We start from the raw sequence: 24,804 nt of genomic DNA, 5'->3' as shown, positions 1-24,804 counted from the left end.
TCCAGCAATCCACTTTTCTGGTATCAATCACTCGGCTGTACGAATCTACCTCCCTTAGTGAGAGGCTATGGCTTTCAGGCGCGAGGATTTCGAATTCCTCCCAGATGAACTCATCGGTAGGGAATCCAAGTGGGTGCAGCGGGAGCGCAAGGAGGGGCACCCTCCTTCCGAGGCTGAGCAAGTTCCAGCCAGGTGCTCGCACAGAGGAATTTGGGCTCACTGGATATTTGAGCATTTTGCGCGCCCTCTTCGATGGGTTGGTGCTGACCTTGCGCAGTGCTCGTATTAGCCACTGAAGTCGCGGTGGATGGGAATATCACCCAAATACAGGCTACTGCGCCCGCAACCATGAGAAGTCGCTCTACCGTTTTGACTAACCCTTCGTGTTTTTTCGTCCTTGCATCTTTGTAAATCAGCCACAGCCTCCAGCCGTAGTCCATCACGCTCTGCTGGTGGTGAGCGGTAGTAATGGAGAGATACCTGAAGAAGGTGGAGAACAGACTTCTGATCAGCTTGTCGGTCAGCTTCTCAGGACTCGAGTAAATTCCAAGAGTGATGTTCTCTTCGTTCATGCTCAGCACTGCTGAGCGATACGGCGCCATGAAAACCGTGACAGCTCCCGAAGGAGATTGGTTGAACCACATTGCAGCGTCTTTTTCGAAGAGAGCAGTGGCGATGCTTGAGGGTGTGTTTCGCTTTTTTTCAAGGTGTCGAGGCCTAGCCGCCGGATACCACAAGTCAACTGCAACTGGGCAAGGTATCGGCCCTCAGGCAATTTCCGGTAAGCGTCTGGAACAACTGGATGTAGATAGAAAGAGCCGAAACAGCCAGCTAGCGGTGAGTGCTCTATCTCATCAAAAACAGCCTGGATCCGCTTCACCATCGCTGGCCACATCTGGCGACGTGCCACAGACTCCAAATCATCGAGCTTGATGCGCTCAGCGTACTTCTCAAAAGCTTCCATGCCGCTCCGAAGGAATATTAAGGCGTGATGGGCGATGCCCCCGAATCACGCACGAAGTCCTAGCTTGTCAGTTCATTGGGTTGGTGCGCCGATTATTCTACTTCGACGGCATAGGGATCGTAATGGCGATGTACATACTCGCCTGCTTTTTTCCAAACGATTCGGCCGATCGCGTCATCGTTTGAAATCTGTGCCACGTACTTGACCTGCTCAATTCTGCCGCTAGCTGCAGCTTTTTTCACTACGCGGAGAATAGTGTTACGAACCTCCTTGATCCCATCCTCATTGTTCAAAAGTCTGCTGAATCGGTTACACCACACTGTGTCGACACCACTCAGTTTGAGCCATCCCTGCTCATCAAGGCTGGCGTCAAATTCCTTCCTTTGGGCGGTAGAGGCATTCTTCAAATCGAGGGACATCATTGCTCTGATCACAGTCGAATCCTTGTATGGGACGTTGGCTTCGCATAAGAAAGCCACCTGCAGGGCGGATGGCGCAAGGCCATCTTCCACCGTTGAAGCCGCCTAAGTCCAGCCTCGCAAGCTCATCAAGGGAGGGGTGGAGGTGCAATGCTTTCTGACTCAAGCAACAAGCAGAGCGCGCCAGCGTAGCCGTAGGAGCCAAGATAAGAGCCTGTAGGGCCGAAATCCGGGGAGAGTAAACTCCGTTTAGGCTGGCCGCTCCTGAAGGGATACACCGGTCGCTGGACTAATGGAGGATCTCTAGATCGCGTGGTGATCAAATGATCAAGGCTTCACATCCAGGGCGCAAAGATCAGACGTTTTCGCAACGCCACGTCATCGTCAGAGCAAAATCGAGCATCAGCACAAATCGTCGACAAAAATATCTTCCGTTCTCCATCACTGAGTTCAGACCAGATCCGTGACTGACCTTGAGCATCCCCTTGAAGTAAGCGGAGCGCGCATGCGCGAGGATAGAAGCCGTAGGGCCAATACGCGAGCGGCTCGGTTCACGACAGCCGTCCCGAAGGGCGCGCCCAGAGGTCTAATGGAGGGCTGCCTCAGGATCTATCCGTTCGATGATTGTTACCGTCTGCTAGGTTTGGAGGTTTGCGGCGGGTCAATAAGCTGAGCAAATGTTACGACGTCTGATCAAGATGAGATGATGTCGGACTAACAAAATCCCCGTGGAATTTGATCTTGAGTACAAACATCATTACGAAAGAGGGGCACGACGCTCTTAAGCAGGAGCTCGATTACCTCTGGCGAGAAAAAAGACCTGACACCACTCGTAAGGTGACTTGGGCAGCGTCCCTCGGTGATCGATCAGAAAACGCTGACTATCAATACAATAAGAAATTGCTTCGGGAAATCGATCGTCGGGTGAGGTACCTGCGCAAGAGGCTCGAGGACGTTCGGGTTATCGAATACTCCCCCGAGCAAGAGGGGAAAGTATTTTTTGGGGCTTGGGTGGAGATCGAAAACGAGGCTGGAGAGACCATGAAATTTCGGATCGTTGGATATGACGAAATCTACGGCCGCAACGATTACATCTCCATAGATTCGCCCATGGCGCGTGCTCTTTTGAAAAAAGAGGTGGGGGATGAGGCTGTGGTGCAGACACCAGGTGGAGAAATGCTGTGGTGGATAAATGAGGTCTCATACTCGAAATAGTATGGTTTGTTGAGTATGTGTACTATTGTTTAGGCCCCGCATATAGGGGGATATCTCGAAAATAGTATGCAATCTAGGGTTCTTGGTTGTTCTCGGCGTTTTCCGAACGATCACCCTGCGCCGCTGCTTCGCTGACCGCTTGCGTTACCTGCGGGCGGCGCACATGCCACAGCTCATGGAATTCGGCGCGCATCCGCGCTTCACCTTCAGGGGTGATCAGCGCGGTGCCGGCGGTGCGGGGAGGGCGATAACGGCTCATGGCAACTTCTTGTGGTGACGAAGGCTGGAGTCTATCAACCCTCGCGCAGGACTGTCAGCGGACTCGCATTCAATGCTCGACGCGTACCGAACACGCCGGCACCGCCAATCAGCGCGGCGCCAATCAACGGCAGCATCAGCAGCCATGGATGCGGATGCCATGGCAGATCGAACGCATAGCGATACAACACCAGACTCACCACTTCCGAACCGATGGCCGCGAGCAAACCGCTGACCGCACCGAGCAAGCCGAACTCGATGCGCCGCGCCTTGATCAGCAACTGCCGTTGCGCGCCCAGCGCACGCAGCAGCGCACCTTGGCGAATGCGTTCATCCAGGGTTGCCTGCAAGCCGGAGAACAGCACCGCCATCCCCGCCGCCAACACAAACAACAACACGTATTCCACCGCCAGGGTGACCTGGGCGAGGATGCTGCGCAGCTGTTCGAGCAAGGCTTCGACCTGAAGGATGGTCACCGCCGGGAAGGCTCGCGACAGCTCGACGATCTGCTGATCGTGACCGGGTGCCAGATAGAAACTGGTCAGGTAAGTCGCTGGCAGATCCTTCAGGGTGCCGGGCTGGAAGATCATGAAGAAGTTCGGCTGGAAGTTGTCCCAGTTGATCTCGCGCAGGCTGGTGACCTTGGCTTCACGATTGACCCCGCCCACGCTGAACACCATGTGATCGCCGAGTTTGAGCTTGAGGCTTTCGGCGACTTTACCTTCAACCGACACGCCCGGTACGTCGTCCGAGGGTTGCCCGGTCCACCACGTACCGGCGGTGAGCTTGTTGCCAGCCGGGAGGTCGGCGGCCCAGGTCAGGCTCAAGTCGCGTTGCACCGCGCGGTCGCCGGCCGAATCCTTGCTGACGATCTGCTGCACCGGGTCACCGTTGATGCTGATCAGCCGCCCTGGTACTACCGGGTACAGGGGCGCCGCTTGTGCGGACACCTTGATCAAATGATCGGTGAAGGCTTGTTTGTCCCCCGGCAGGATGTTCAGGGCAAAGTAGTTCGGAGCATTTTTCGGCAACTGGTTTTGCCAGGTGTCGAGCAGCTCGCCACGCAGCAGGGCGATCAGCGCCATCGACAGCAGGATCAAACCGAACGCCAGCGCCTGACCGGCAGCGGCCAGTGGATGACGCAGCAGCTGCCCCAGGCCGAGACGCCACGGCAGCGGAGCGCGGGCGAGCATCCGCCGCAGGCTGTTGAGCAACAACAGCAGCAAGCCACCCAGCACCAGCGCCGCGACCACACCACCGCCCAGCAGGGCGAAGGTCAGCAGCAGATCCAGACTCAGGCGCCACATGATCAACCCGAGAGCGCCCAGCGCCGCGCCATAGACCATCCAGGTGCTCGACGGAATCGGCAGCATGTCGCGGCGCAATACCCGCAGCGGTGGCACGCGACCAAGCGCGGCAAGTGGTGGCAGAGCGAAGCCGGCGAGCGCCACCAGCCCGGTGCCGATCCCGGCGAGCGCCGGAAACAGACCGCCGGGCGGGACGTCCGCTGGCAGCAGATCATGCAGCAGGGCAAACAGGCCCAGTTGCGCCAGCCAGCCGAGCACTGCGCCGCTGAGGGCAGCGAACAGGCCGAGTACGGTCAGTTGAATGCTGAACAACAGCATGGTTTCCCGACGCGACAAACCGAGGCAGCGCAGCAAGGCACTGGCATCGAAGCGGCGACTGGCGAAGCGATTGGCCGACAGCGCCACGGCTACACCGGCCAACAGCACCGCGACCAGACTGGCCATGTTCAGATAACGCTCGGCCTTGCCCAGTGCACCACCGATCTGCCGGTTACCGTCGCGCGCATCCTGAATGCGCTGATTGGCGGCCAGGCCGGGTTTAAGCAGTTGTCGATAGGTTTCCAGTGCCTGCGGTTCGCCGCGCCACAGTTCGCGATAACTCACGCGGCTGCCGGGTTGCACTACGCCGGTGGCGGCGAGGTCATCGAGATTGATCATTACCCGAGGCGTGAGGCTGTAGAAGTTGCCGGCGCGGTCCGGCTCGTAGGTCAGCACGCGGGTCAGCTTCAGGGTTTTCATGCCGACGTCGATGCTGTCGCCGATCTTCAGATCCAGCGCAGTCAGCAGACGAGCTTCAACCCACGCTTCACCGGGTTGCGGTTCGCCGCCCGAGGTTTCAGCGGCAAACGGGGCCGGGGCACTTTTCAGCTCGCCGCGCAGCGGGTAGGCGCGGTCGACGGCTTTGATGCTCGATAACTGAATGCCGTTGTCGGTGGCAATGACGCTGGAAAACTCCACCACCTGCGCATGATTCAGGCGCAGCTCGGTGCCGCTGCGAATCTGTTCGTCGCGGGCCGGCGAGCTGCCCTCAAGCACCAGGTCGGCGCCAAGGAACTCGGTGGCGCGCAGCATCATCGCACCGTTGAGGCGGGCGCCGAAGTAGCCGATGGCAGTACTCGCCGCGACCGCCACGACCAAGGCAAAAAACAACACGCGCAATTCGCCGGCGCGGGCATCGCGCATGAGTTGACGTAGGGCGAGACTGAACAGACGCAACAGCGGCAGACGTGCCATCAAGGCTCCAGAGGGGCAACCAGCAGCCCGGCTTCAAGTCGGATCAGGCGCCGGCAGCGATGGGCCAGGCGTTCGTCGTGGGTCACCAGCACGAGGGTGGTGCCGCGTTCCTTGTTCAGTTCGAACAGCAAGTCGCTGATGCGCTCGCCGGTGTGGCTGTCGAGGTTGCCGGTGGGTTCGTCGGCGAACAGCACGTCCGGCTCGGCAGCGAAAGCCCGGGCAATCGCCACGCGCTGTTGTTCGCCGCCGGAGAGCTGGCGCGGCGAGTGCGTCAGGCGCTGGCCGAGACCGACCCGTTGCAGCAGTTCGGTGGCGCGTTCGCGGGCGTCTTTGCGGCCATCGAGTTCCAGCGGCAGCATGACGTTTTCCAGGGCGTTGAGGCTGTCCAGCAACTGGAAGGACTGAAAGACGAAACCCACGTGTTCGGCACGGATTCGCGCGCGCTGGTCTTCGTCGAGATTGCTCAGGCCTTGCCCCGCGAGGATGACTTCGCCGCTGCTTGGCAGGTCGAGGCCGGCGAGCAGGCCGAGCAGGGTGGATTTGCCGGAACCGGACGCGCCGACGATGGCCAGGCTGTCGCCCTGGTTCAGTTCCAGGCTGAGTTCGTGCAGGATAGTCAGTTCACCTTCCGCGCTGGGAACCACTTTGCTGAGGTTCTTCGCGGTGAGAATGCTTGCGCCCATGGAGAATCCGATGCGTGTTTGGTTTTTGAGTGCTGGCCTGGCCTTGATGTGCATGGCCCAGAACGCAGCGGCGGGTACTGTCCTGATCGTTGGCGATAGTATCAGCGCCGGTTTCGGACTGGATACCCGCCTGGGGTGGGTATCGCTGCTCGAGCAACGGCTCAAGCAGGAGGGTTTTGACGACAAAGTGGTCAATGCCTCGATCAGCGGCGACACCAGTGCCGGAGGCCAGGCACGCCTGCCGGCGCTGCTTGCAGAGCACAAGCCGGAACTGGTGATCCTCGAATTGGGGGGCAACGACGGCCTGCGCGGAATGCCGCCAACGCAATTGCAACAAAACCTTGCGGCGATGATCGACAGCTCGCGTCAGAGTGGCGCCAAGGTGTTGCTGCTGGGCATGCAATTGCCGCCCAACTACGGCAAGCGTTACACCGATGCCTTTGCCGAGGTCTACGGCAAACTTGCGGACGATAAAAAAATCCCGCTGGTGCCATTTTTCCTCGACGGCGTGGGTGGGCATCCCGAGCTGATGCAGGCCGATGGTCTGCACCCGGCCGCCGGGGCTCAGGGCAAGTTGCTGGAAAATGTCTGGCCGACGCTAAAACCGCTGTTATGAGGCTTTTCTAGTGGCAGGCTTTCGGCTAATGTGGCGCCCCCTTATTTGGAGCCCCCGATGCCGCGTCCTGCCTGGTCCCTGTTTGCCTACCAACTGATCGAGCCTGACGAACAGCTGGATCTGTTCGCCTGCCAGGAAGTGCGGGTGCATCTGGTGACCCGTCAGCTCGAACTCGGTGGCTCGGCAGACCGTACGTTGTGTGGCAGTCTGCTTCCAGCACAACCGCGTTGGTCGAGTGTGGATCGTCGGGTGTTTCAGGATCAGCGTCTGTGTTCGTTGTGCCGGGCGATTCTCGAGTCGCAGAAGCGCGGCACCTCGCCGATCTGGCCCGAGTTGCGTTTCGAACTCTAGGATCAACAAATCGCAGCCTGCGACAGCTCCTACATGAAGACTTCTGGCTGGCCATCGGCGCATCTCCCCGAATTCCCGAGGTGCGGTGTACAATCGCGCTCTTATACCCTTGTTGATCATGCGAAGGATTTTCCGGATGTTGCCGCGCTTTCCTGCCGTCACCCGCTGCCTGTCACTTGCCGCCCTGTGTGTGGCCGGTCCCGTTGCTGCATTGGAGTTTCCCCTGCCACCACCCGGTGAGGACATCATCGGCCAGGTGCAGGTGATCAAGGCCAAATACGAAGACACCTTTGCTGACCTGGGCACCAAGTACGACCTGGGCTATTCGGAAATGGTCGCGGCCAACCCGGGCGTCGATGCCTGGCTGCCGGGCGCCGGTACCGAAATCGTCCTGCCGACCCGGTTCATTCTGCCGCCGGGTCCACGCGAAGGCATCGTGATCAACCTCGCCGAGTACCGCCTCTACTATTACCCGAAAGGCCGGAACGTGGTGTACACCTTCCCGCTGGGGATTGGGCGTGAAGGTTGGGGCTCGCCAATCGCACACACCTCGATCACTGCCAAGACGCCGAACCCGACCTGGACCCCTCCGGCGTCGATCAAGGCCGAGCACGCCGCCGACGGTGATCCGCTGCCGAACGTGGTACCGGCCGGCCCGGACAACCCGCTGGGGCCGTTCAAGTTCACCCTGGGCACTCCGGGCTACCTGATCCACGGTTCGAACAAGAAGTTCGGCATCGGTATGCGCACCAGCCACGGCTGCTTCCGCATGTTCAACAACAACGTGCTGGAAATGGCGGCCATGGTGCCGGTCGGCACTTCGGTGCGCATTCTCAACGATGCCTACAAGTTCGGCAGCAGTGGCGGCAAGGTCTATCTGGAAGCGCACACACCCATCGATGACAAGGGCAACCCGTCAGTGGTCGACAAGCACACTGCAGTGATCAATGCGATGCTCAAGCGCGAAGATGTCACCAACAACCTGCGCGTGAACTGGGATGTCGTGCGTGATGTGGTAGCGGCCGAAGATGGCCTGCCAACTGAAATCGGCACACCGAATACCTCGGCGCCGATGGTCTCGAACACCCCGATCGACCTGCAGCAGTAAGTCGATCAAAACCCGCAGGCGCGTGCAGCGTCGGCGGGTTTTTTATTGCCCGGGGGAAAGTACCGGCAATAAAAAAGCCGACCCAAAAAATGGGTCGGCTTGATAACAATCCCGAGGGATTATTACTTGCGGCTAGCTTTGTCCAGCATACGCAGAGCACGCTCGTTAGCTTCGTCAGCAGTCTGTTGTGCTTTTTGAGCAGCAGCCAGAGCTTCATCAGCTTTACGGTATGCTTCGTCTGCACGAGCTTGAGCGCGAGCAGCTGCGTCTTCAGTAGCGGTCAGACGTGCTTCGGTTTCTTTCGATGCGCTGCTGCAACCGGTAGCCAGAACTGCGGCCAGAGCCAGAGCAGAGAATTTCAGAACGTTGTTCATCGTGTTCCCCTTCAAGGACTTTCAATTAAGTGGCTTTCTCCTCCGATTGAGGAAATAGCCGGCGTACATACTACCCATTACTTGTAGTAAGTAAACTGACGGAGCGCAAGAAGCAAAAAAAATTGTAGGCGTTGATTCTTTTTCGAGCAACTTTTAACCGGGCTGTATAAAAAATATCCAGCTGCAGGCCCCGGCCTGAGCGTGTTAATGAGAAAAAGTTCCCGTTGTCCGGTGCTGTTTCTGCGTCTTGCACCAAGTCTGCCTAGATGAGTTCGTCTACACTTTTGTTCCGATTTTGCATGACACCTCACATATCTTTGTCGCTCTTGAGGTGACTTTAAAGAAGAGGCTGCGTCTTAAGTCTCGACATCCGGCAATGTTCAGGCGAGTGCCTGGGGAAGATCGTCCCCGCGCCTGCCACTACGCCCATCGGAGTCACCCGTTCAACGAGCATGATGACGAGCGCACCTTGAGCATTTTCGCCAATGGTGCCTACTATTTATGACGTGCTCGATTGCGCGAGACCGGTGTGGTTTTTCTCGGTGTCCATCAGGCACGGGGTGGCGTAGATGTTCCTTCGCCGGAAAAACATCGGTAAGGTAGGGGTCAGAATTCGAGACCCGCGAGGAGTAGTGATGAGCGAGGCGTTGTCCATCCACCATGACCAGGCTGGTCATCAGTTCGAGACCAATGTGGACGGTCATCGTGCCTACCTGACCTATATGGATCTGGGGAAACAGACCCTGGATATCTATCGCACTTTCGTGCCCAACGCCTTGCGCGGCCGTGGCATTGCCGCCGCGCTGACCGAAAGCGCGCTGCAGTACGCCGAAGAAATGGGCTACACGGTGATCCCGTCGTGCTCCTACGTCGAGCGCTACATGGAACGTCATCAGCGCCGCGCCGCCAAGATCTGAATCGCACACACGAAAACGCCGGGCAATGCCCGGCGTTTTTTTATGCCCGTGAAACGCTGATCAGCTGCGCTGACGTTTCGGCAGAACATCCTTGAGCTTGGCGTGCATGCCGCGCAGGGTGTTCTCGGTGGCGGACCAGTCGATGCAGGCATCGGTGATCGACACGCCGTATTGCAGGTCGGCGAGGTCTTTCGGGATGGCCTGGCAGCCCCAGTTCAGATGACTCTCGACCATCAGGCCGATGATCGACTGGTTGCCTTCGAGGATCTGGTTGGCGACGTTCTCCATCACCAGCGGTTGCAGAGCCGGGTCCTTGTTGGAGTTGGCGTGGCTGCAATCAACCATGATGTTCGGTTTGATCTTCGCCTTGTTCAGCGCCTGCTCGCACAGGGCGACGCTGACCGAATCGTAGTTCGGCTTGCCGTTGCCGCCACGCAGCACCACGTGACCGTAGGCGTTGCCCTTGGTGGTGACGATCGACACGCCACCTTCCTGGTTGATCCCCAGGAAACGGTGCGGGCTGGACACCGACTGCAGGGCGTTGATCGCCACGGTCAGGCCGCCGTCGGTACCGTTCTTGAAGCCGACAGCCGAGGACAGACCGGAAGCCATTTCACGGTGGGTCTGGGATTCGGTAGTGCGTGCGCCGATGGCCGACCAGCTGATCAGGTCCTGCAGATACTGCGGGGAGATCGGGTCGAGGGCTTCGGTGGCGGTCGGCAGGCCTTTCTCGGCCAGGTCCAGCAGCAACTGGCGACCGATATGCAGACCGTCTTGAATCTTGAACGAGTCATCCAGGTACGGATCGTTGATCAGGCCTTTCCAGCCAACGGTGGTTCGTGGCTTCTCGAAATACACGCGCATGACCAGATACAGGGTGTCGGAGACTTCCTCCGCCAGCACCTTGAGGCGATCGGCGTATTCGTGGGCAGCCTTGATATCGTGGATCGAGCACGGGCCGATCACTACGAACAGACGGTGGTCGGTGCCATCAAGAATGTTGCGAATGACTTCGCGGCCCTTGGTGACGGTGCGCAGCGCAGCATCGCTCAGAGGGATATCACGCTTGAGCTGATCGGGAGTGATCAGGGTCTCGTTAGAGGCGACGTTTAGGTCGTTGATCGGTAAATCAGCCATCGTTTACTCGTCAGGTCACGGGTGCCGGCCGCCAGCGATCCCCGCGCGGCGGAGCACAGCAGATTTAAGCGCGTCGGGGAGCCGAACCTTAGCGCGTCAGACGCGGCTCGACAATGGGCAAACGCCGCTTTAATCCAGCACTGGCTGGGCAAAAGCCTTGCGCACGCTGTCGTGGGAGAACTCGTCGGCGTGTTGTTCGACCCATTGCAGGGCCAGCGCCTGAATATCCTGCAGATCGTCGTGGGCCTCGTTCATGCGGCAATAACGTTCGATCTGGCACACCTGTTCGCCCATCCGGGCACTGAACAGCGTCTGCTCATCGGTGAATGCGATCCCCACCAGATAGCCCTTTTTGCGCCGCAGACACCACGCGACATAGCCCGGATAACAGATCTCGGCGTTGAGTGTCGGCATGCGCACTTGCAGCGCCGTGCCGTGGCGCCACGCGCGGTGATAATTGCAAGCGATCCCGCCGAGGCTGATAGTGTGCAGCTGTTGCCTGGAAATACACTCGGGCTTGAGCAAGGTTAATTCAACCGGCACTTCGTCCGGATGAGGAATGAAACGTCCCATGAGCACAGACTCCCTGTGTCGGCCATTTGACATTGTTTCACCCAGTATAGTGGTCGAATCCGAGCTGACCGATTTCGACGCCGACCAGCGGCTGCTGGCGATGAGCGGCGTTTCGCTGGTGATTTTCACCAGCGTCGGCTGTTCCAGCTGCCGCTATGCCAGAGAGGTGTTGCCCGGGTTCGAGCTGGCGGTGGATCGCCTGTGCTGGATCGATGCCGGCAACAACGGCGGGTTGGTGGAGCGCTATCAGGTCTTTCATTTGCCGGCGCTGTTTGTGGTACGCGACGGCGAGTTCTTTGGGGCATTGCACACGCGTCTGACCGCCGTTGCGCTGAACGCGGCAGTGGCGCAGGCGCTGGGTCGAATTGCAGAGGAGTTGCCATAGATGGTGGGAGCAGACAGCAAACCGGTGATCGGGATTATCGGCACCGGGGCCATTGGCGGGTTTTACGGTCTGATGCTGGCGCGGGCCGGTTTCGATGTGCACTTTTTATTACGCAGTGAATTCTCGGCGGTGGCCGAACGTGGTTTGCAGGTGGACAGTGCCGTGCATGGCACCCTGACGCTGAACCCGGTGCAGGCCTATGCGAAGGCCGAGGACATGCCGGCTTGCGACTGGTTGCTGGTCGGCGCCAAGACCACCAGCAGCGCGGGTCTGGCCCCGGCGATCATTGCTGCGGCCAGGCCCGGCGCGAAAGTGCTGGTGCTGCAGAACGGTCTGGACGTCGAAGACAGCTTGCGCGAGTTGCTGCCCGATTCCCTGCATCTGCTCGGTGGTCTGTGCCTGATCTGCGTGCATCGCGAAGGGCCGGGACACATCACCCATCAGGCCTTGGGTGCGGTGAATGTCGGCTATCACAGTGGCCCGGCGGCGGATGAAGCGGCGCGCATGGCGCTGGTCGAGGAGGGTGCCGGTCTGTTCCGCGCCGCTGGCATCGATTCGCAGGCGATGCCCAATCTGCAACAGGCGCGCTGGCAGAAACTGGTGTGGAATATTCCCTACAACGGTCTCTCGGTGTTGCTCGGCGCCGGCACCACGCCGCTGATGGCCGACGCGGACAGTCGCGCGCTGATCCAGGCGTTGATGGCCGAAGTGGTGCAGGGCGCCAGGGCCTGCGGTCACGACGTTCCTCCCGGTTACGCCGAGTACCTGTTCATGATGACCGAGAAAATGCCCGACTATTGGCCGAGCATGTACCACGATTTTCTGCATAAACGGCCGCTGGAACTGGAGGCGATTTATGCCCGGCCACTGGCTGCGGCCAAAGCGGCAGGCTGTGAGTTGCCACGGATCGAAGCGCTGTATCGCACATTGAGTTTTATCGACCGACGCAACACTTGAGTCGGTTTTCGGGGGAGTGGGGAAGGCATGGCCAAGAACATCGATGACAAACTGGTGCTGGCGATTTCGTCTCGCGCCTTGTTCGACCTGAGCGAGAGTCATAAGGTCTATCTGGCGAGCGGCGTCGAAGCCTATCGGCAATACCAGATTGAACACGAAGACGAAATTCTCGCGCCCGGCGATGCGTTCCCGCTGGTAGAAAAACTCCTGAGCCTCAACAGTCGCCTCGATCGCGCCCGGGTCGAGGTGATTCTGGTTTCGCGCAACAGTGCCGACACCGGCCTGCGCGCGTTCAACTCGATCGATCATTATGGGCTGGACATCTCGCGGGCGGCCTTCGTCGGCGGGCGCAGTCCGTATCCCTATCTCAAAGCGTTTGGCTGTGACTTGTTTCTGTCCACCCACGCCGAGGATGTGCGCGCCGCGCTGGACGCCGGGTTTGCCGCGGCGACGATTCTCTCCGGCGGCGCCAGTCGCGCGGCCAGTGATGAGTTGCGCATCGCCTTCGACGGCGACGCGGTGTTGTTCTCCGACGAATCCGAGCGCGTTTATCAGGCCGGCGGGCTGCTGGCGTTTCAGGCCAAGGAACGCGAGTCGGCGCGCGAGCCCTTGCGCGGTGGGCCTTTCAAGGGCTTTCTGGCGGCACTCAATGCGCTGCAACGCGAGTTCCCCGAAGACGACTGCCCGATCCGCACGGCGCTGGTTACCGCGCGTTCGGCACCGGCCCATGAGCGGGTGATCCGCACCTTGCGCGAGTGGGACATCCGCCTCGACGAGTCGCTGTTTCTCGGCGGGCTGACCAAATCGGCGTTTCTCGAAGCCTTCGCTGCCGATGTGTTCTTCGACGATCAGACCGGCCACTGCGAGGCGGCCCGCGAAGTGGTCGCCACCGGACACGTACCGCATGGCATCAGTAACGAACCGTCGATCTAAAGCCCCAGTGCTTCAAGACGTTGCGTCGCACGTCGTACTCGCCAAGGCACTGCTAAGCTGAATCAAATCTCCGCCATGTTGGCACGCGAGGAGGTCATATGATTCGTTCGATGCTGTATGCCACTGACCTCGGTCTGTACGCACCTTTAGTGATGCAGCATGCCCTGGCGCTGGCGCGGACATTCAATGCCGACTTGTATGTGGTGCACGCAGTGGAACCCATGGGGCTGTTTGCCGAATCGGTGTTGCAGAGTTATCTCGACGAACAGGCATTGAACGAATTTCACAGTCAGGGTCTGAAAACTGTCATCGCCAATATCGAGCAACGGGTGCTGGACAGTTTTCGCGAAGAGCTGGGCGACGAGGGCGAGCAGGATCTGCAGCGGATTTGCGCGGTTCGGGTAGTGCAGGGCGATCCGGCGCAGGTGATTCTCGACCAGGTGCAGAAACTCTCTGTGGATTTGCTGATCGTAGGCACTCACAGCCACGGCGTAGGGGCGGAAACGCCTTTGGGGCGCACGGCGACTCGGGTCCTGCAATTGGCCAAGGTGCCGGTTTATCTGGTGCCATTGGTGGAGCGCCGGCGCCGGGGGGATCGCTGAAGCGGGAATAATGGCCTTTTGATAAAAAAGTTCTAGATTTATTCATCAAACCATTAATATAGTTATATACCGTCGCTGATGCCCGTGGCGTCTACCTGCTTTGAGGGATACATATGAAGCTTCAACAATTGCGCTACATCTGGGAAGTGGCGCACCACGACCTCAACGTTTCCGCTACCGCCCAAAGCCTTTACACCTCGCAACCGGGTATCAGTAAACAGATCCGCCTGCTGGAAGACGAACTTGGCGTTGAAGTGTTCGCCCGCAGCGGCAAGCACCTGACCCGCGTCACCCCGGCCGGCGAGCGCATCATCACCACCGCTGGCGAAATCCTGCGCAAGGTCGAAAGCATCAAGCAGATTGCCCAGGAATTCTCCAACGAGAAAAAAGGCACCCTGTCGATCGCCACCACCCACACCCAGGCGCGTTATGCATTGCCGCCGGTGATCAGCAATTTCATCAAACAATACCCGGACGTGGCGCTGCACATGCACCAGGGTTCGCCAATGCAGATCGCCGAGATGGCCGCTGACGGCACCGTCGATTTCGCCATCGCCACAGAAGCGCTGGAGCTGTTCGGTGATCTGGTGATGATGCCGTGCTATCGCTGGAACCGCTGCGTGGTCGTGCCCCAGGGCCACCCGCTGACCAAGCTGCCGAAGCTGACCCTCGAAGCGCTGGCCGAATACCCGATCGTGACTTACGTGTTCGGTTTCACCGGCCGTTCGAAACTCGACGAAGCCTTCAGCCATCGCGGCCTGACGCCGAAAGTGGTGTTCACCGCGGCCGACGCCGACGTGATCAAAACTTACGTGCGTCTGGGCCTGGGTGTGGGCATCGTTGCCAAAATGGCGGTCGACACCAAGCTCGATAACGACCTGGTGGTGCTGGATGCCAGCGAGCTGTTCGAGTCGAGCATCACCAAGATCGGTTTCCGTCGCGGTACTTTCCTGCGAGGTTTCATGTGCGACTTCATCGAGAAGTTCGCCCCGCACCTGACCCGCGAAGTAATGGCCAAAGCCATCCAGTGCCACAACAAGCAGGAACTGGAAGAGCTGTTCGACGGCGTCGAACTGCCGGTCCACTAAGACCCTGCCTCAAAGCACCTCGGTGACAGCAAACTGTTGCCGGGTGCCCGCCACCAGAATCTCCACTTCATCGCCCTCGAGCTTGCCCAGCAGGCTTTTGCCCAGCGGCGAGCGCGGGGTGATGACGGTAATCGGCTGACCCACCACATCGACTTTCAGGCCTGCCGCATCCGGGGCCAGAAACAGCCATTGCTCGCGACCCTTTTCGTCCTCCAGACCGAGCAGGGCGCCGATCTCGATGCCGCGATTTTCGTCATAGGCACGCAGTGTCAGGTTCTGGCACAGCGCCAGTGACTGGCGGATTTCCTCGACCCGTTTCGCCTGACCCGCCGCCAGATAGGAAGCCTCAAGCCCGAGCGTGTCGTATTTGTTCTCGGCGATGTTCTCTTCGTGGGTCGCGGTTTCGTAAGCGGTCTGCGCGGCGCGTTCGGCGATGTCGAGGTCGACGCGCAGTTTGTCGAGAATCAGTTGATGGACGGTGTGTTTGTTCATGATCAATCGCAAAATTGCAAAACGTTGGCGCGGCTCTTTTCGCTCGGCGCGGTCTGGTCCTGTTGCAGCCAGAACTGGCACTTGGGATTCGACTGGTTGCGTGAGCTGCTGCGGGCCTGATCGAGGCGATTTTGCTGCTCGTTCTTGCGCAGGTTTTCCTCATACTGGTCGAACAGCGGACTCTGTGGCGGAATGTCTGGTTGCACCTGGACCGCCGCTGGCGGCTTGGCCAGTTGCTGCACCGCCTGAGCAACCGGTGCCAGTTGCTCGGTCAACACGAACCGCGAAATCAGCCAGCAGGTCAGGGCGATGGCCAGAAAGCCCAGCCACATGCCCAGGGCAATGCTGCCGGTCAGTTGCAGCGCGCTAAGCTGAACGGGCAACGGGCGACGCGGATTGGGACGATAGGGCATGGCTGCCTCCTGGCGGATGATTGCGGGCAAGTGGCGATTGTCGCACGAAGATTAATCGCCGTCGGCTCTTCTGCGCGAGGTCATTTATGCGGACAATCAGCGCTTTTGCCAACGGGAGTCTTGCATGCCGATACCGAAAACCCGCTGGGATATTTTTTGCACCGTGGTCGACAACTATGGCGACATCGGCGTGACCTGGCGTCTGGCCCGGCAACTGGTAGCCGAGCATGGGCTGGCGGTGCGCCTGTGGGTCGATGACCTGCGCGCCTTTGAACGTATCTGCCCCGAGATCGACATCCACCTGGCGCAGCAATCGCAGCAGGGCGTCGAGGTGCGGCATTGGCCGAGCGAATGGCCGCAGACGGAGGCGGCGGACGTGGTGATCGCCGCATTTGCCTGTCAGCTGCCATCGGCGTACATGGACGCCATGGCCGAGCGGCAACAGCCACCGCTGTGGATGAACCTCGATTACCTCAGCGCCGAAGACTGGGTCACCGGTTGTCACGGTTTGCCGTCGGTGAAGTACAAGTCGGTACAGAAATTCTTTTTCTTTCCCGGATTTCAACCGGGGACGGGCGGCTTGCTGCGTGAAAGCGGTCTGCTTGAGCGGCGTCGGCGATTTCAGCAGGACGCGGCTGCGCAGCGACAATTCCTGCAAGGCCTGGGCGTAAATCGCGCAGATGATGCACAGCTGATCTCGTTGTTTGCCTACGAAAATGCCGGGCTGGCCAGTTGGCTGGATGCGTTGGCGGCCGATAGCACGCCGACCCATCTGCTGGTGCCGGAAGGGCGGATCCTCGGTGACGTTGCGCGCTGGCTCGGGGTCGACGCGTTGGCTGTCGGCGATCTGGACGTGCGTCAGGCGCTGACGGTGCAGGTGCTGCCGTTCGTCCGTCAGGATCAATACGATCAGTTGCTGTGGTGCTGCGACTTCAACGCGGTGCGCGGTGAAGACTCGTTCGTCCGTGCACAGTGGGCCGGGCGGCCGATGCTCTGGCATATCTATCAGCAGGACGAAGACATCCACCTCGACAAGCTCGATGCCTTTCTCGCGCTCTATACCAAAGGGCTTTCACCGGCCGCTGCCGAGGCGATGAGCGGTCTGTGGCGGGCCTGGAGTGCCGGGAAACCGATCGGCGAGCACTGGCTCCAGGTCCGTAAACACTGGCCAGAACTGCAGGAAAACGCCGAGCAATGGTGTCTGGAACAAGGCTTGCAGGCGGATCTTGCCACGGCGCTGGTACAGTTTTACCTAAATTGGATATGATACGCGGCCTAGATTTTTGTAAATCCCATCCAAATTCGGATATTCGCAATGAAAACTGGTAAAGAACTCAAACCCGGTACCGTGATCCGTATCGACAACGATCCTTGGCTGGTTCAGAAAGCTGAATTCACCAAGTCGGGCCGTAACAGCGCGATCATGAAGACCAAGCTGAAGAACCTGCTGACCGGTTACAAGACCGAAACCGTTTACGGTGCGGACGACAAGCTGGACGACGTGATCCTCGACCGCAAAGAAGCGACCCTGTCCTTCATCAGCGGCGACACCTACACGTTCATGGACACCACTGACTACACCATGTACGAACTGAACGCCGAAGACATCGAAAGCGTTCTGCCTTTCGTTGAAGAAGGCATGACCGACGTTTGCGAAGCCGTGTTCTTCGAAGAGCGTCTGGTTTCCGTAGAACTGCCGACCACCATCGTGCGTCAGGTTGACTACACCGAAGGTTCCGCTCGCGGTGACACTTCCGGCAAGGTGATGAAGCCTGCCAAACTGAAGAACGGTACCGAGCTGTCGGTTGCTGACTTCATCGAAATCGGCGACATGATCGAGATCGATACCCGCGAAGGCGGTTCCTACAAAGGCCGTGCCAAATAAGCACTGCTTTTTACGGAAAGAAAAAGCCCGACCATTGAGTCGGGCTTTTTTGTGTCTGCGTTTTGCGCTTCACGCCTGTCCCCTGTGGGAGCGAGCCTGCTCGCGAATGCGTTCTGTCAGTCAGCACACAACCGGATGACACACCGCTTTCGCGAGCAGGCTCGCTCCCACAATGGGATGGTGGTTACTTCAAGTGTTGCTTGAGTTCCTCAGACGCCTGCAACATCGCCGAACGCACCGCCGGCACCTGGCTGACCACGTTGAGCAAGCCGTAATCGTGAATCATGCCGTTGTACCGTACCGACGTTACCGCTACACCCGCCTCGTCGAGTTTGCGTGCGTACGCTTCACCTTCATCACGCAATACATCGGCGCTGGCGGTCTGCACCAGTGCTGGCGGCAGGCCCTTCAATTGCGCGGTGGTTGCTCGCAACGGCGAGGCATAGATCTCGTTACGCTGTTTGGCATCGGTGGTGTAGTTGTCCCAGAACCACTTCATCATGTTGCGTGTGAGGAAGTGCCCTTCGGCGTATTGGTTATACGAGCCCGTGTCGAAACTGGCGTCCGTCACAGGCCACAGCAGTACCTGGAATCTGATCGCCGGGGTGCCTTGGTCTTTGGCCATCAGCGCCACCACCGCCGCCATGTTACCGCCGACACTGTTGCCCGCCACGGCCAGACGCTGGCCGTCGACATTGATCTCTTTACCGTGCTCGGCGACCCACTTTGTCGCGGCGTAGGCCTGGTTGATCGCCACCGGGTAATGCGCTTCCGGAGACGGCGTGTAATTGACGAAGACTGCCGCCGCGCCCGAACCGACCACCAGATCGCGCACCAGCCGTTCGTGGGTCGGGAAATCGCCCAGTACCCAGCCGCCACCATGGAAGAACATGAACACCGGCAGCTCGCCCTTGACCCCGGCCGGCCGGACGATGGTCAGCTGCAACGGTTGGCCATTGATCTGAATGGTCTTCTCGCTGACGTCTGCTTTGGGCAGCGTCAGCTTGACCCCCGACTGCGCGCCGACCAGCACGGCGCGGGCGTCTTTGGCTGTCAGCTGTTCTATCGGCTTGCCGGTGCCGGCATTCAACACATCGAGAAAGGCCTGAGTGTTGTGTTCGACATCACCGGCGAACGCACTGTGGATGGACAGGGCGAGAAGGGTACCGGTCAAGACTTTGCTGAAAGTGTTCATGTTCATTTCCTGTTCGGGCCTGGGGCGTCAGTGCTTAAACGGTGACGTGCAGACGCACGTCGACGTTGCCACGGGTGGCGTTGGAGTACGGGCAGACCTGGTGCGCCGCGTCGACCAGTGTCTGCGCGTCGGCTTGTTCCAGACCCGGCAGGCTGATGTGCAGGTCGATGTCCAGACCGAAACCACCAGGAATCTGACCGATACCGACATGAGCAGTGATCGAGGCATCGTCGGGGATTTTACGTTTGGTCTGGCTGGCGACGAATTTCAGTGCGCCGATGAAGCAGGCCGAGTAACCGGCAGCGAACAGTTGCTCAGGGTTGGTCGCTGCGCCGCCGGCACCGCCGAGTTCTTTCGGGGTAGCGAGTTTGACGTCGAGGATGTTGTCGCTGGAGATCGCACGACCGTCACGGCCGCCAGTGGAGGTTGCGATTGCGGTGTAGAGAGTTTGCATGGTGTGGGCCTCGTTGGGTGTCTGTTTTTGCGCTAATTGTTTGCGCGCTAAGTAAGTGCAAGGTGAATGTAGCTCGCTAATGTTTGGTGCGCAAGATAAATTTGTAGAGAAAATCGGATCAGTAATGAAGAAGGGTGATATGGCCGGCTGGAAGGCCTGTTTTAGAGCGGTCGAAGACGTATCAAAGCCAAAAAATAATTTTCACGGCATCAATATTTTCAGATCAGCAGGACATTCTGGTGGGAGCGAGCCTGCTCGCGAAAGCGGTGTGCCAGTCAGCGGAGGTGTGATCTGAAAAAGCGCTTTCGCGAGCAGGCTCGCTCCCACAAGGGGAAGTCAGGTGGGCTTAGTTCAGGCTTTCTTGCAGATGGCTGCGCAGGGCTTGCAGCTCAGATTGAAGATTCTGCAGGCGTTCGAGGGTGAAACCACTGGCACCCAAGATGCATTGCGGAACGCTTTTGGCCTTCTCACGAAGAGCCCGGCCCTGCGCGGTCAGTTCGACGATCACCACCCGTTCGTCTTCACGGCTGCGGGTTCTGCTGAGCAGACCTTCACCTTCCAGCCGTTTGAGCAACGGTGTCAGCGAGCCTGGATCGGTCAGCAACCGCGTGCTGATTTCGCCCACGGTCAAACCATCCTTTTCCCACAGAACCATCATCGCCAGATACTGCGGATAGGTCAGGCCCAGCGCTTGCAGCAGCGGCTTGTAGACCTTGGTCATCATCAGTGAAGTGGAATGCAGGGCGAAGCACGCCTGATTGTCGAGCAGCAGGTCGTCGCAGGTGTCGCGTTCGGTGGTCATGGCAAAGCCTTGTTCGGTGATGGGCTTGAATCTAGCGCCCGAATGTTTAATGCGCCAGATAATTATCCAGAATCTAGTGCCGGCCCAGTTCACGCTGTAGCGCTAGATCCCACGGCGGCACCGGGCTGAATCGGGTTTTGAGGTATTCCAGGAGCAAACGGCTGCGCGAATGGGTCTGCTGTTCCATGCGCAGTGCATAGATGCCGGTGCTCTCTGGTTGCGGCAGACCGTTCTCGCAGAACAGCGGCAGCAGTTCGCCGCGCAGCAGGTACTCACTGGCCAGCCAGGTCGGCAAATGCGCGACGCCCAGCCCGGCCAGTGCCCCGCACACCAGCGCTTCGGCATTATTGGCGCTCATGCGGATGCGCGCGGGGCGATGCAGTTGCATTTGCCCGTCCAGTTCGAAGCGCCAGGCGAAGGGCGGGGCGAGACCTTCCCAATCCAGCCCGTCATGTTCACTCAACTGCGCGGGATGGCGCGGTGCGCCACGGCGTTTGAGGTAGTCGGGGCTGGCGCAGGCAATTCGCACCATGCTCGCCAGCGGCGTGGCGACCAGCCGCGTATCGGCCATTTGCCCGGCGCGCAGCACCAGATCGACTTTGCCCAGATTCGAGCCGTGCATGTCGATGAAGCTGTCGATCAGGTGCAACTGCACGTCGAGGCCCGGGTACAGCACCAGAAAGTCAGCGATGACCGGCGCGAGATGGCGGCGACCAAAAGCGGCCGGGGCATCGATGCGGATCAAGCCTTCCGGCGCACTGCTCAACGACACCGCCTCGGCGCGGGCCAGTTGCAGTTCGCTGACGATGCGCCGTGCTCGCTCGGCAAACGCCAGACCCGCCGGGGTCGCCCGCACGGCGTGGGTGCTGCGAATGAACAACTGGCTGCCAACCGCGCTTTCAAGGCTGTCGATGCGCCGCGCCACGGCGGAAGGCGTCAGCGGATGACGACGGGAAGCCGCAGAAAAACTGCCGCTTTCCAGCACATCGAGAAACAGCCCGAGCTGTTCGGTCAACTGATTGGGATTCATGAGTGTTTCGGTGCTTGTGCGAAATTGGCATAGCCATTGTGCGTTGCTGTGCGTTTCCCCGCCAGCCTCGACTGCGTAGGATGAATCGCCTGACGGATGAGGACATCGCTGTGATCGAGTTTTTGTTGTACCTGCTGTTTGGCGCCGCCCTGGGGACACTGGGCGGGATCTTCGGCATCGGCGGTGGTTTGATCGCCATCCCGCTGCTGGGCGTGTGGTTTGGCCTCGATCAGCAGATCGCCCAAGGCACGGCGCTGGTGATGGTGGTGCCCAACGTGATGTTGGCGCTGTGGCGCTATCACCAGCGCAATCGCATCGAATTGCGTCATGCGCTGCCGTTGGCTGTGATGGGTTTTTGCTTTGCGTGGATCGGTTCGATCTGGGCGGTGGGCATCGATGCGCAAACCATGCGTATCGGCTTTGTCGCCTTCCTCGTGGTGCTCTCGGCGTACAACCTGCTGAAGATGTTCGGCAAGAAAACCGCCGTGACCTCCGAGATGCGTTACTCATGGCCATGGCTCGGTGTTTTGGGCGCAGCGTCCGGGACCATGGGCGGTTTGTTCGGTGTCGGCGGGGCCGTGGTGGCGACGCCCGTGCTGACCAGTCTGTTCGGCACCAGCCAAGTGGTTGCCCAGGGCCTGTCGCTGGCGTTGGCATTGCCGAGCACCGGCGTGACCTTGGTGACGTACGCGGTGCATCACGAAGTGGACTGGATGATCGGCTTGCCGCTGGCCATCGGCGGTCTGGCCAGCATCAGTTGGGGGGTAAAAGTCGCCCACGCCATGCCGGAACGGCTCCTGCGCGGGCTGTTTTGCGGCTTTCTGGTGCTGTGCGCGGTGATGCTCGCGTTTAAAGTTTGAAGCCTTCGACGATGTGCTCGGCCAGGCATTCGGTGATCGGCGACGGACTGTTCAGGTTGCGGATCAGCATGATGCTGGCCTCAGGCAACAGCGGTAGATCCTCGGCGGCGCCGAGAATGCGCATGTCCGGGGTGATCAGGCTTTCCAGTTGCGCGGTGATCGCCAGACCCGCGCTCACCACCGCCATCAGCGCCGACAGGCTGGTGCTGTTGTAGGCGATGCGGTAGTCGCGGCCCATCGCGTCCAGCGCATTGCACGCCCACAAACGGCAGAAACAATCACTGTTGAACATGGCCAGCGGCAACGGCGTCTGCTCGTGGGCGCTGAAATTCTGCGCCTCGGCCCAGACGAAACGCTCCTTACGCAGCAACTGACCGATCTCGTTGCCCGGCTCGCGGGTGACAATCGACAAGTCCAGATCGGTGCGCTGCAACAGCTGTTTGCTGGACTCGCAATGCACTTCGATCTGGATCAGCGGGTAGAACTGAGCGAACCGCGAGAGGATCCCCGGCAGAAACCGCATCACGTAATCGTCCGGCGTACCGATGCGCACGGTGCCGACCATGTGCGGCTCGCGCAGCGTGTTGAACACTTCGCTGTGCAATTTCAGGATGCGTCGCGCATAACCCAACAGCACCTGGCCTTCGGCGGTCAGACGTACCTGGCGGCCGTCGCGCTCGAATAGCTGGCGTTGCAGCACGTCTTCTTCGAGGCGCTTCATCTGCATGCTCACCGCCGATTGCGTGCGGTTGACCATTTCGCCGGCGCGGGTAAACCCGCCTTGATCGGCAATCGCGACGAAGGTGCGCAGGACATCGGTATCGATACTGGGGTAGGCCGACAATTGATGAATCTCCGTGATGAATGCCATCAGAAACATTCGTTGGATTGATCTTAGCGCCAGCGCGAGACTTGAGCCATCCACATGGAGGGCAACACGATGAAAGGTCAACGAGAGTATGTAGACGACACAAAATTTTCCGGCCACGGCCATATCGTTTCCGACCTGCTGCACAAGTTTAGCCGCTGGTACGAACTGCACCGTGAGCGTGAGTTGCTTGCCAGCCTGAGCGACGAAGCGCTGAAGGACATCGGGGTCAGCCGTGCCGACGTCGAACACGAGGCCATCCGGCCGTTCTGGGACGATCCGATGCATAAATGATCAGGGCCTTACTACACAAACCACTTTCAGGTGAGGTAGGTTGCGAGCAGACAAGGAGATGTTCATGCCCGCGACTCTGGCCTTTTCCCTCAAACAGGCGCGACGTCTGGCGCTGGCTGCCCAAGGGTTCAACGGGCGCCAGCCGCCGACCGTCAAGGCGCCGCAACTCAACCGGCTGATCGAACGGCTGGGGCTGTTGCAGATCGACTCCGTCAACGCCGTGGTGCGCTCGCACTATCTGCCGCTGTTTTCCCGTCTGGGTTCCTATTCTTCCGATCTGCTCGACCAGGCTGCCTGGAGTTCGGGCCGTCGGCGCACGCTGTTCGAATACTGGGGCCACGAAGCGTCGTTGCTGCCGCTGGCGATGTATCCGTTGATGGGGTGGCGGATGCAGCGGGCCAGAACTGGCAGAGACATCTATCAGCAACTGGCGAAGTTTGGTCTTGAGCAGCAGGACGTCGTGCGCCGGGTTTTAAGCGCGGTTGAGGCGCGCGGTGCATTGGGCGCCGGCAGTCTGTCGACCCGCGAGGACAAGGCCGGGCAATGGTGGGACTGGAGCGCGGAAAAGCATGCGCTGGAATGGTTGTTCGCCGCCGGTGAAGTGACCGTCGCCGGCCGCCGCGGTTTTGAGCGTTTGTATGATTTGCCGGAGCGGGTGATCCCGACGTCGATTCTGCAGCAGCCGTTGCCGGATGAAGCCGAAGCACAACGTGGTTTGCTGCTGCACGCGGCCCAGGCACTGGGCGTCGGCACGGAAAAGGATCTGCGCGATTATTTCCGCTTGAACCCTGGCGATGCGCGACCGCGTCTGGCGGAGCTGGTCGAGGACGGGCAATTGCAGACCTGCGAAGTCGCTGGCTGGCGACAGATCGCCTACTGCCTGCCGCAGCCGAAAGTCCCACGTAAAGTCATCGCCAGTGCGCTGTTGTCACCGTTCGATTCGCTGATCTGGGAGCGCAGTCGCACCGAGCGCTTGTTCGATTTTCGTTATCGGCTGGAGATCTATACGCCGCAGGACAAGCGGGTCTACGGCTATTACGTGTTGCCGTTTCTGCACAACGAGCGGATTGCCGCGCGGGTCGATCTGCGCGCCGAGCGGGCGTCGGGACGATTGGCGGTGCATGCAGTGCACGAGGAAGAGCCGGGGCTGGACGAAGAGGGGATGCTGGCGCTGGCGTTGAATTTGCGGCAGATGGCCGATTGGCTGGGGCTTGCGCGAGTGCAGCTTAATTGTCAGCGCGAGAGTGCGGGGCGGTTGCGGGTGGCGTTGGCGCAGATCGGCTGTGACTGAGCGGGCCTCTTCGCGAGCAGGCTCGCTCCCACATGGGTTTTGTGTACGACACAGATCCAGTGTGGGAGCGGGCTTGCTCGCGAAGGCGGCCTGCCAGACG

31 protein-coding genes and 1 pseudogene are annotated in these 24,804 nt (G+C 59.7%); 16 read left to right on the top strand and 16 right to left on the bottom strand.

All coding sequences use genetic code 11. The features are described from left to right. Positions 1 to 110: 110 nt before the first annotated feature. The 3 genes from H043_RS0120835 to H043_RS0120830 form a co-directional block, all read right to left on the bottom strand. Positions 111 to 572 carry a hypothetical protein gene (locus H043_RS0120835; protein ID WP_049827924.1) on the bottom strand — a complete coding sequence of 154 codons (462 nt, stop codon included), beginning with the start codon at positions 570 to 572 and terminating at the stop codon, positions 111 to 113. Positions 573 to 574: 2 nt separating this feature from the next. Beyond that, complete coding sequence (locus H043_RS29235) at positions 575 to 964, bottom strand: hypothetical protein (RefSeq protein ID WP_049827923.1); 390 nt, start codon at positions 962 to 964, stop codon at positions 575 to 577. A gap of 92 nt (positions 965 to 1,056) precedes the next feature. Then, complete coding sequence (locus tag H043_RS0120830; RefSeq protein ID WP_155953506.1) at positions 1,057 to 1,476, bottom strand: hypothetical protein; 420 nt, start codon at positions 1,474 to 1,476, stop codon at positions 1,057 to 1,059. A 648-nt stretch (positions 1,477 to 2,124) separates the two neighbouring features. Here H043_RS0120830 and greB point away from each other — a divergent pair. Continuing rightward, entirely contained in the window at positions 2,125 to 2,598 is a 474-nt protein-coding gene (gene greB / locus H043_RS0120825; protein ID WP_027613461.1) for a transcription elongation factor GreB, read from the top strand. A 91-nt stretch (positions 2,599 to 2,689) separates the two neighbouring features. Here greB and H043_RS0120820 read toward each other — a convergent pair. The 3 genes and pseudogenes from H043_RS0120820 to H043_RS0120810 all read right to left on the bottom strand — a co-directional run. Then, positions 2,690 to 2,857: pseudogene (locus tag H043_RS0120820) on the bottom strand (transcription elongation factor GreB); the annotation flags it as partial. A gap of 34 nt (positions 2,858 to 2,891) precedes the next feature. Beyond that, complete coding sequence (locus tag H043_RS0120815) at positions 2,892 to 5,396, bottom strand: ABC transporter permease (protein ID WP_027613459.1); 2,505 nt, start codon at positions 5,394 to 5,396, stop codon at positions 2,892 to 2,894. Next, the gene (locus tag H043_RS0120810; RefSeq protein WP_007964778.1) at positions 5,396 to 6,079 is read right to left on the bottom strand and encodes an ABC transporter ATP-binding protein; all 684 of its coding nucleotides are present in this window, start codon (positions 6,077 to 6,079) and stop codon (positions 5,396 to 5,398) included. The genes H043_RS0120815 and H043_RS0120810 overlap by 1 nt, the downstream gene beginning before the upstream one ends. Positions 6,080 to 6,089: 10 nt before the next feature. On the opposite strand from H043_RS0120810, the gene H043_RS0120805 reads away from it, so the two are divergent. The 3 genes from H043_RS0120805 (at position 6,090) to H043_RS0120795 (ending at position 8,154) form a co-directional block, all read left to right on the top strand. Then, positions 6,090 to 6,695 carry an arylesterase gene (locus tag H043_RS0120805; RefSeq protein WP_007964780.1) on the top strand — a complete coding sequence of 202 codons (606 nt, stop codon included), beginning with the start codon at positions 6,090 to 6,092 and terminating at the stop codon, positions 6,693 to 6,695. A 57-nt stretch (positions 6,696 to 6,752) separates the two neighbouring features. Next, on the top strand, positions 6,753 to 7,046 hold the full coding sequence (locus tag H043_RS0120800; RefSeq protein WP_003226812.1) for a hypothetical protein: 294 nt from the start codon (positions 6,753 to 6,755) through the stop codon (positions 7,044 to 7,046). Positions 7,047 to 7,182: 136 nt separating this feature from the next. Next, on the top strand, positions 7,183 to 8,154 hold the full coding sequence (locus H043_RS0120795; protein ID WP_027613458.1) for a L,D-transpeptidase family protein: 972 nt from the start codon (positions 7,183 to 7,185) through the stop codon (positions 8,152 to 8,154). A gap of 122 nt (positions 8,155 to 8,276) precedes the next feature. On the opposite strand, the gene oprI is transcribed toward H043_RS0120795, so the two are convergent. Beyond that, a complete protein-coding gene (gene oprI, locus H043_RS0120790) occupies positions 8,277 to 8,528 on the bottom strand; it encodes an outer membrane lipoprotei OprI (RefSeq protein WP_025113130.1) in 252 nt (83 codons plus the stop codon). Positions 8,529 to 9,163: 635 nt separating this feature from the next. On the opposite strand from oprI, the gene H043_RS0120785 reads away from it, so the two are divergent. Continuing rightward, entirely contained in the window at positions 9,164 to 9,445 is a 282-nt protein-coding gene (locus H043_RS0120785) for a GNAT family N-acetyltransferase (RefSeq protein ID WP_003226804.1), read from the top strand. Positions 9,446 to 9,505: 60 nt separating this feature from the next. On the opposite strand, the gene H043_RS0120780 is transcribed toward H043_RS0120785, so the two are convergent. Beyond that, positions 9,506 to 10,582 (bottom strand): 3-deoxy-7-phosphoheptulonate synthase, encoded by a 1,077-nt coding sequence (locus H043_RS0120780; protein WP_027613457.1) that lies wholly within the window; start codon positions 10,580 to 10,582, stop codon positions 9,506 to 9,508. A gap of 129 nt (positions 10,583 to 10,711) precedes the next feature. Continuing rightward, on the bottom strand, positions 10,712 to 11,155 hold the full coding sequence (locus tag H043_RS0120775) for a PilZ domain-containing protein (protein WP_003226800.1): 444 nt from the start codon (positions 11,153 to 11,155) through the stop codon (positions 10,712 to 10,714). Between H043_RS0120775 and H043_RS0120770 the strand changes: the two genes are divergently transcribed. From H043_RS0120770 to cysB, 5 genes are all read left to right on the top strand, one after another. Continuing rightward, positions 11,154 to 11,540 carry a co-chaperone YbbN gene (locus H043_RS0120770; RefSeq protein WP_027613456.1) on the top strand — a complete coding sequence of 129 codons (387 nt, stop codon included), beginning with the start codon at positions 11,154 to 11,156 and terminating at the stop codon, positions 11,538 to 11,540. The two genes, H043_RS0120775 and H043_RS0120770, sit on opposite strands and share 2 nt — an antisense overlap. Continuing rightward, on the top strand, positions 11,541 to 12,497 hold the full coding sequence (locus H043_RS0120765; RefSeq protein ID WP_027613455.1) for a putative 2-dehydropantoate 2-reductase: 957 nt from the start codon (positions 11,541 to 11,543) through the stop codon (positions 12,495 to 12,497). A 27-nt stretch (positions 12,498 to 12,524) separates the two neighbouring features. Then, positions 12,525 to 13,430, top strand: coding sequence for a 5'-nucleotidase (locus H043_RS0120760; RefSeq protein ID WP_027613454.1), 906 nt, complete (start codon positions 12,525 to 12,527; stop codon positions 13,428 to 13,430). 98 nt (positions 13,431 to 13,528) lie between these two features. Beyond that, on the top strand, positions 13,529 to 14,032 hold the full coding sequence (locus H043_RS0120755; protein ID WP_027613453.1) for a universal stress protein: 504 nt from the start codon (positions 13,529 to 13,531) through the stop codon (positions 14,030 to 14,032). 113 nt (positions 14,033 to 14,145) lie between these two features. Next, positions 14,146 to 15,120: an HTH-type transcriptional regulator CysB gene (gene cysB / locus H043_RS0120750; protein WP_007908591.1), complete on the top strand. Its 975-nt coding sequence runs from the start codon at positions 14,146 to 14,148 to the stop codon at positions 15,118 to 15,120. Between the two features lie 9 nt (positions 15,121 to 15,129). Here the strand turns inward: cysB and H043_RS0120745 are convergent, their stop codons facing one another. Then, positions 15,130 to 15,612: a GreA/GreB family elongation factor gene (locus H043_RS0120745; protein WP_027613452.1), complete on the bottom strand. Its 483-nt coding sequence runs from the start codon at positions 15,610 to 15,612 to the stop codon at positions 15,130 to 15,132. 2 nt (positions 15,613 to 15,614) lie between these two features. Then, on the bottom strand, positions 15,615 to 16,025 hold the full coding sequence (locus H043_RS0120740; protein ID WP_027613451.1) for a hypothetical protein: 411 nt from the start codon (positions 16,023 to 16,025) through the stop codon (positions 15,615 to 15,617). A gap of 124 nt (positions 16,026 to 16,149) precedes the next feature. On the opposite strand from H043_RS0120740, the gene earP reads away from it, so the two are divergent. Both earP and H043_RS0120730 read left to right on the top strand, forming a co-directional pair. Next, positions 16,150 to 17,292, top strand: coding sequence for an elongation factor P maturation arginine rhamnosyltransferase EarP (gene earP, locus H043_RS0120735; protein ID WP_027613450.1), 1,143 nt, complete (start codon positions 16,150 to 16,152; stop codon positions 17,290 to 17,292). A gap of 48 nt (positions 17,293 to 17,340) precedes the next feature. After that, on the top strand, positions 17,341 to 17,910 hold the full coding sequence (locus H043_RS0120730; protein ID WP_003226785.1) for an elongation factor P: 570 nt from the start codon (positions 17,341 to 17,343) through the stop codon (positions 17,908 to 17,910). A gap of 184 nt (positions 17,911 to 18,094) precedes the next feature. Here H043_RS0120730 and H043_RS0120725 read toward each other — a convergent pair whose 3' ends face one another. Both H043_RS0120725 and H043_RS0120720 read right to left on the bottom strand, forming a co-directional pair. Continuing rightward, a complete protein-coding gene (locus H043_RS0120725) occupies positions 18,095 to 19,105 on the bottom strand; it encodes an alpha/beta hydrolase (RefSeq protein ID WP_027613449.1) in 1,011 nt (336 codons plus the stop codon). 34 nt (positions 19,106 to 19,139) lie between these two features. Beyond that, on the bottom strand, positions 19,140 to 19,559 hold the full coding sequence (locus H043_RS0120720; RefSeq protein WP_027613448.1) for an organic hydroperoxide resistance protein: 420 nt from the start codon (positions 19,557 to 19,559) through the stop codon (positions 19,140 to 19,142). Between the two features lie 79 nt (positions 19,560 to 19,638). Between H043_RS0120720 and H043_RS30305 the strand changes: the two genes are divergently transcribed. Beyond that, on the top strand, positions 19,639 to 19,854 hold the full coding sequence (locus H043_RS30305) for a hypothetical protein (protein WP_155953505.1): 216 nt from the start codon (positions 19,639 to 19,641) through the stop codon (positions 19,852 to 19,854). A gap of 51 nt (positions 19,855 to 19,905) precedes the next feature. On the opposite strand, the gene H043_RS0120715 is transcribed toward H043_RS30305, so the two are convergent. Both H043_RS0120715 and H043_RS0120710 read right to left on the bottom strand, forming a co-directional pair. Beyond that, positions 19,906 to 20,361 carry a MarR family winged helix-turn-helix transcriptional regulator gene (locus H043_RS0120715; protein ID WP_027613447.1) on the bottom strand — a complete coding sequence of 152 codons (456 nt, stop codon included), beginning with the start codon at positions 20,359 to 20,361 and terminating at the stop codon, positions 19,906 to 19,908. Positions 20,362 to 20,434: 73 nt separating this feature from the next. Next, complete coding sequence (locus H043_RS0120710) at positions 20,435 to 21,391, bottom strand: LysR family transcriptional regulator (RefSeq protein WP_027613446.1); 957 nt, start codon at positions 21,389 to 21,391, stop codon at positions 20,435 to 20,437. A gap of 110 nt (positions 21,392 to 21,501) precedes the next feature. Between H043_RS0120710 and H043_RS0120705 the strand changes: the two genes are divergently transcribed. After that, positions 21,502 to 22,251 (top strand): sulfite exporter TauE/SafE family protein, encoded by a 750-nt coding sequence (locus tag H043_RS0120705; protein ID WP_027613445.1) that lies wholly within the window; start codon positions 21,502 to 21,504, stop codon positions 22,249 to 22,251. On the opposite strand, the gene H043_RS0120700 is transcribed toward H043_RS0120705, so the two are convergent. Beyond that, complete coding sequence (locus tag H043_RS0120700; protein ID WP_027613444.1) at positions 22,241 to 23,095, bottom strand: LysR substrate-binding domain-containing protein; 855 nt, start codon at positions 23,093 to 23,095, stop codon at positions 22,241 to 22,243. The two genes, H043_RS0120705 and H043_RS0120700, sit on opposite strands and share 11 nt — an antisense overlap. Before the next feature lie 96 nt (positions 23,096 to 23,191). Between H043_RS0120700 and H043_RS0120695 the strand changes: the two genes are divergently transcribed. Both H043_RS0120695 and H043_RS0120690 read left to right on the top strand, forming a co-directional pair. Further along, a complete protein-coding gene (locus tag H043_RS0120695; RefSeq protein WP_007964812.1) occupies positions 23,192 to 23,413 on the top strand; it encodes a DUF1127 domain-containing protein in 222 nt (73 codons plus the stop codon). A gap of 64 nt (positions 23,414 to 23,477) precedes the next feature. Then, positions 23,478 to 24,704, top strand: coding sequence for a winged helix-turn-helix domain-containing protein (locus H043_RS0120690; protein ID WP_027613443.1), 1,227 nt, complete (start codon positions 23,478 to 23,480; stop codon positions 24,702 to 24,704). Positions 24,705 to 24,804 lie beyond the last annotated feature (100 nt).

Source organism: Pseudomonas sp. URIL14HWK12:I6 (assembly GCF_000514195.1).
Lineage (GTDB): Bacteria > Pseudomonadota > Gammaproteobacteria > Pseudomonadales > Pseudomonadaceae > Aquipseudomonas > Aquipseudomonas putida_A.
This window is presented reverse-complemented; position numbering and strand designations above follow the sequence as displayed.

Excerpts from the sequence above, each read along its gene's own strand:
- H043_RS0120835 (WP_049827924.1), bottom strand. The coding sequence starts at position 572 with ATGAACGAAGAGAACATCACTCTTGGAATTTACTCGAGTCCTGAGAAG.
- H043_RS29235 (WP_049827923.1), bottom strand. The coding sequence starts at position 964 with ATGGAAGCTTTTGAGAAGTACGCTGAGCGCATCAAGCTCGATGATTTG.
- H043_RS0120815 (WP_027613459.1), bottom strand. The coding sequence starts at position 5,396 with ATGGCACGTCTGCCGCTGTTGCGTCTGTTCAGTCTCGCCCTACGTCAA.
- H043_RS0120810 (WP_007964778.1), bottom strand. The coding sequence starts at position 6,079 with ATGGGCGCAAGCATTCTCACCGCGAAGAACCTCAGCAAAGTGGTTCCC.
- H043_RS0120805 (WP_007964780.1), top strand. The coding sequence starts at position 6,090 with ATGCGTGTTTGGTTTTTGAGTGCTGGCCTGGCCTTGATGTGCATGGCC.
- H043_RS0120800 (WP_003226812.1), top strand. The coding sequence starts at position 6,753 with ATGCCGCGTCCTGCCTGGTCCCTGTTTGCCTACCAACTGATCGAGCCT.
- H043_RS0120795 (WP_027613458.1), top strand. The coding sequence starts at position 7,183 with ATGTTGCCGCGCTTTCCTGCCGTCACCCGCTGCCTGTCACTTGCCGCC.
- oprI (WP_025113130.1), bottom strand. The coding sequence starts at position 8,528 with ATGAACAACGTTCTGAAATTCTCTGCTCTGGCTCTGGCCGCAGTTCTG.
- H043_RS0120785 (WP_003226804.1), top strand. The coding sequence starts at position 9,164 with ATGAGCGAGGCGTTGTCCATCCACCATGACCAGGCTGGTCATCAGTTC.
- H043_RS0120780 (WP_027613457.1), bottom strand. The coding sequence starts at position 10,582 with ATGGCTGATTTACCGATCAACGACCTAAACGTCGCCTCTAACGAGACC.
- H043_RS0120770 (WP_027613456.1), top strand. The coding sequence starts at position 11,154 with ATGAGCACAGACTCCCTGTGTCGGCCATTTGACATTGTTTCACCCAGT.
- H043_RS0120775 (WP_003226800.1), bottom strand. The coding sequence starts at position 11,155 with ATGGGACGTTTCATTCCTCATCCGGACGAAGTGCCGGTTGAATTAACC.
- H043_RS0120765 (WP_027613455.1), top strand. The coding sequence starts at position 11,541 with ATGGTGGGAGCAGACAGCAAACCGGTGATCGGGATTATCGGCACCGGG.
- H043_RS0120760 (WP_027613454.1), top strand. The coding sequence starts at position 12,525 with ATGGCCAAGAACATCGATGACAAACTGGTGCTGGCGATTTCGTCTCGC.
- H043_RS0120755 (WP_027613453.1), top strand. The coding sequence starts at position 13,529 with ATGATTCGTTCGATGCTGTATGCCACTGACCTCGGTCTGTACGCACCT.
- cysB (WP_007908591.1), top strand. The coding sequence starts at position 14,146 with ATGAAGCTTCAACAATTGCGCTACATCTGGGAAGTGGCGCACCACGAC.
- H043_RS0120745 (WP_027613452.1), bottom strand. The coding sequence starts at position 15,612 with ATGAACAAACACACCGTCCATCAACTGATTCTCGACAAACTGCGCGTC.
- H043_RS0120740 (WP_027613451.1), bottom strand. The coding sequence starts at position 16,025 with ATGCCCTATCGTCCCAATCCGCGTCGCCCGTTGCCCGTTCAGCTTAGC.
- earP (WP_027613450.1), top strand. The coding sequence starts at position 16,150 with ATGCCGATACCGAAAACCCGCTGGGATATTTTTTGCACCGTGGTCGAC.
- H043_RS0120730 (WP_003226785.1), top strand. The coding sequence starts at position 17,341 with ATGAAAACTGGTAAAGAACTCAAACCCGGTACCGTGATCCGTATCGAC.
- H043_RS0120725 (WP_027613449.1), bottom strand. The coding sequence starts at position 19,105 with ATGAACACTTTCAGCAAAGTCTTGACCGGTACCCTTCTCGCCCTGTCC.
- H043_RS0120720 (WP_027613448.1), bottom strand. The coding sequence starts at position 19,559 with ATGCAAACTCTCTACACCGCAATCGCAACCTCCACTGGCGGCCGTGAC.
- H043_RS30305 (WP_155953505.1), top strand. The coding sequence starts at position 19,639 with ATGTTTGGTGCGCAAGATAAATTTGTAGAGAAAATCGGATCAGTAATG.
- H043_RS0120715 (WP_027613447.1), bottom strand. The coding sequence starts at position 20,361 with ATGACCACCGAACGCGACACCTGCGACGACCTGCTGCTCGACAATCAG.
- H043_RS0120710 (WP_027613446.1), bottom strand. The coding sequence starts at position 21,391 with ATGAATCCCAATCAGTTGACCGAACAGCTCGGGCTGTTTCTCGATGTG.
- H043_RS0120695 (WP_007964812.1), top strand. The coding sequence starts at position 23,192 with ATGAAAGGTCAACGAGAGTATGTAGACGACACAAAATTTTCCGGCCAC.
- H043_RS0120690 (WP_027613443.1), top strand. The coding sequence starts at position 23,478 with ATGCCCGCGACTCTGGCCTTTTCCCTCAAACAGGCGCGACGTCTGGCG.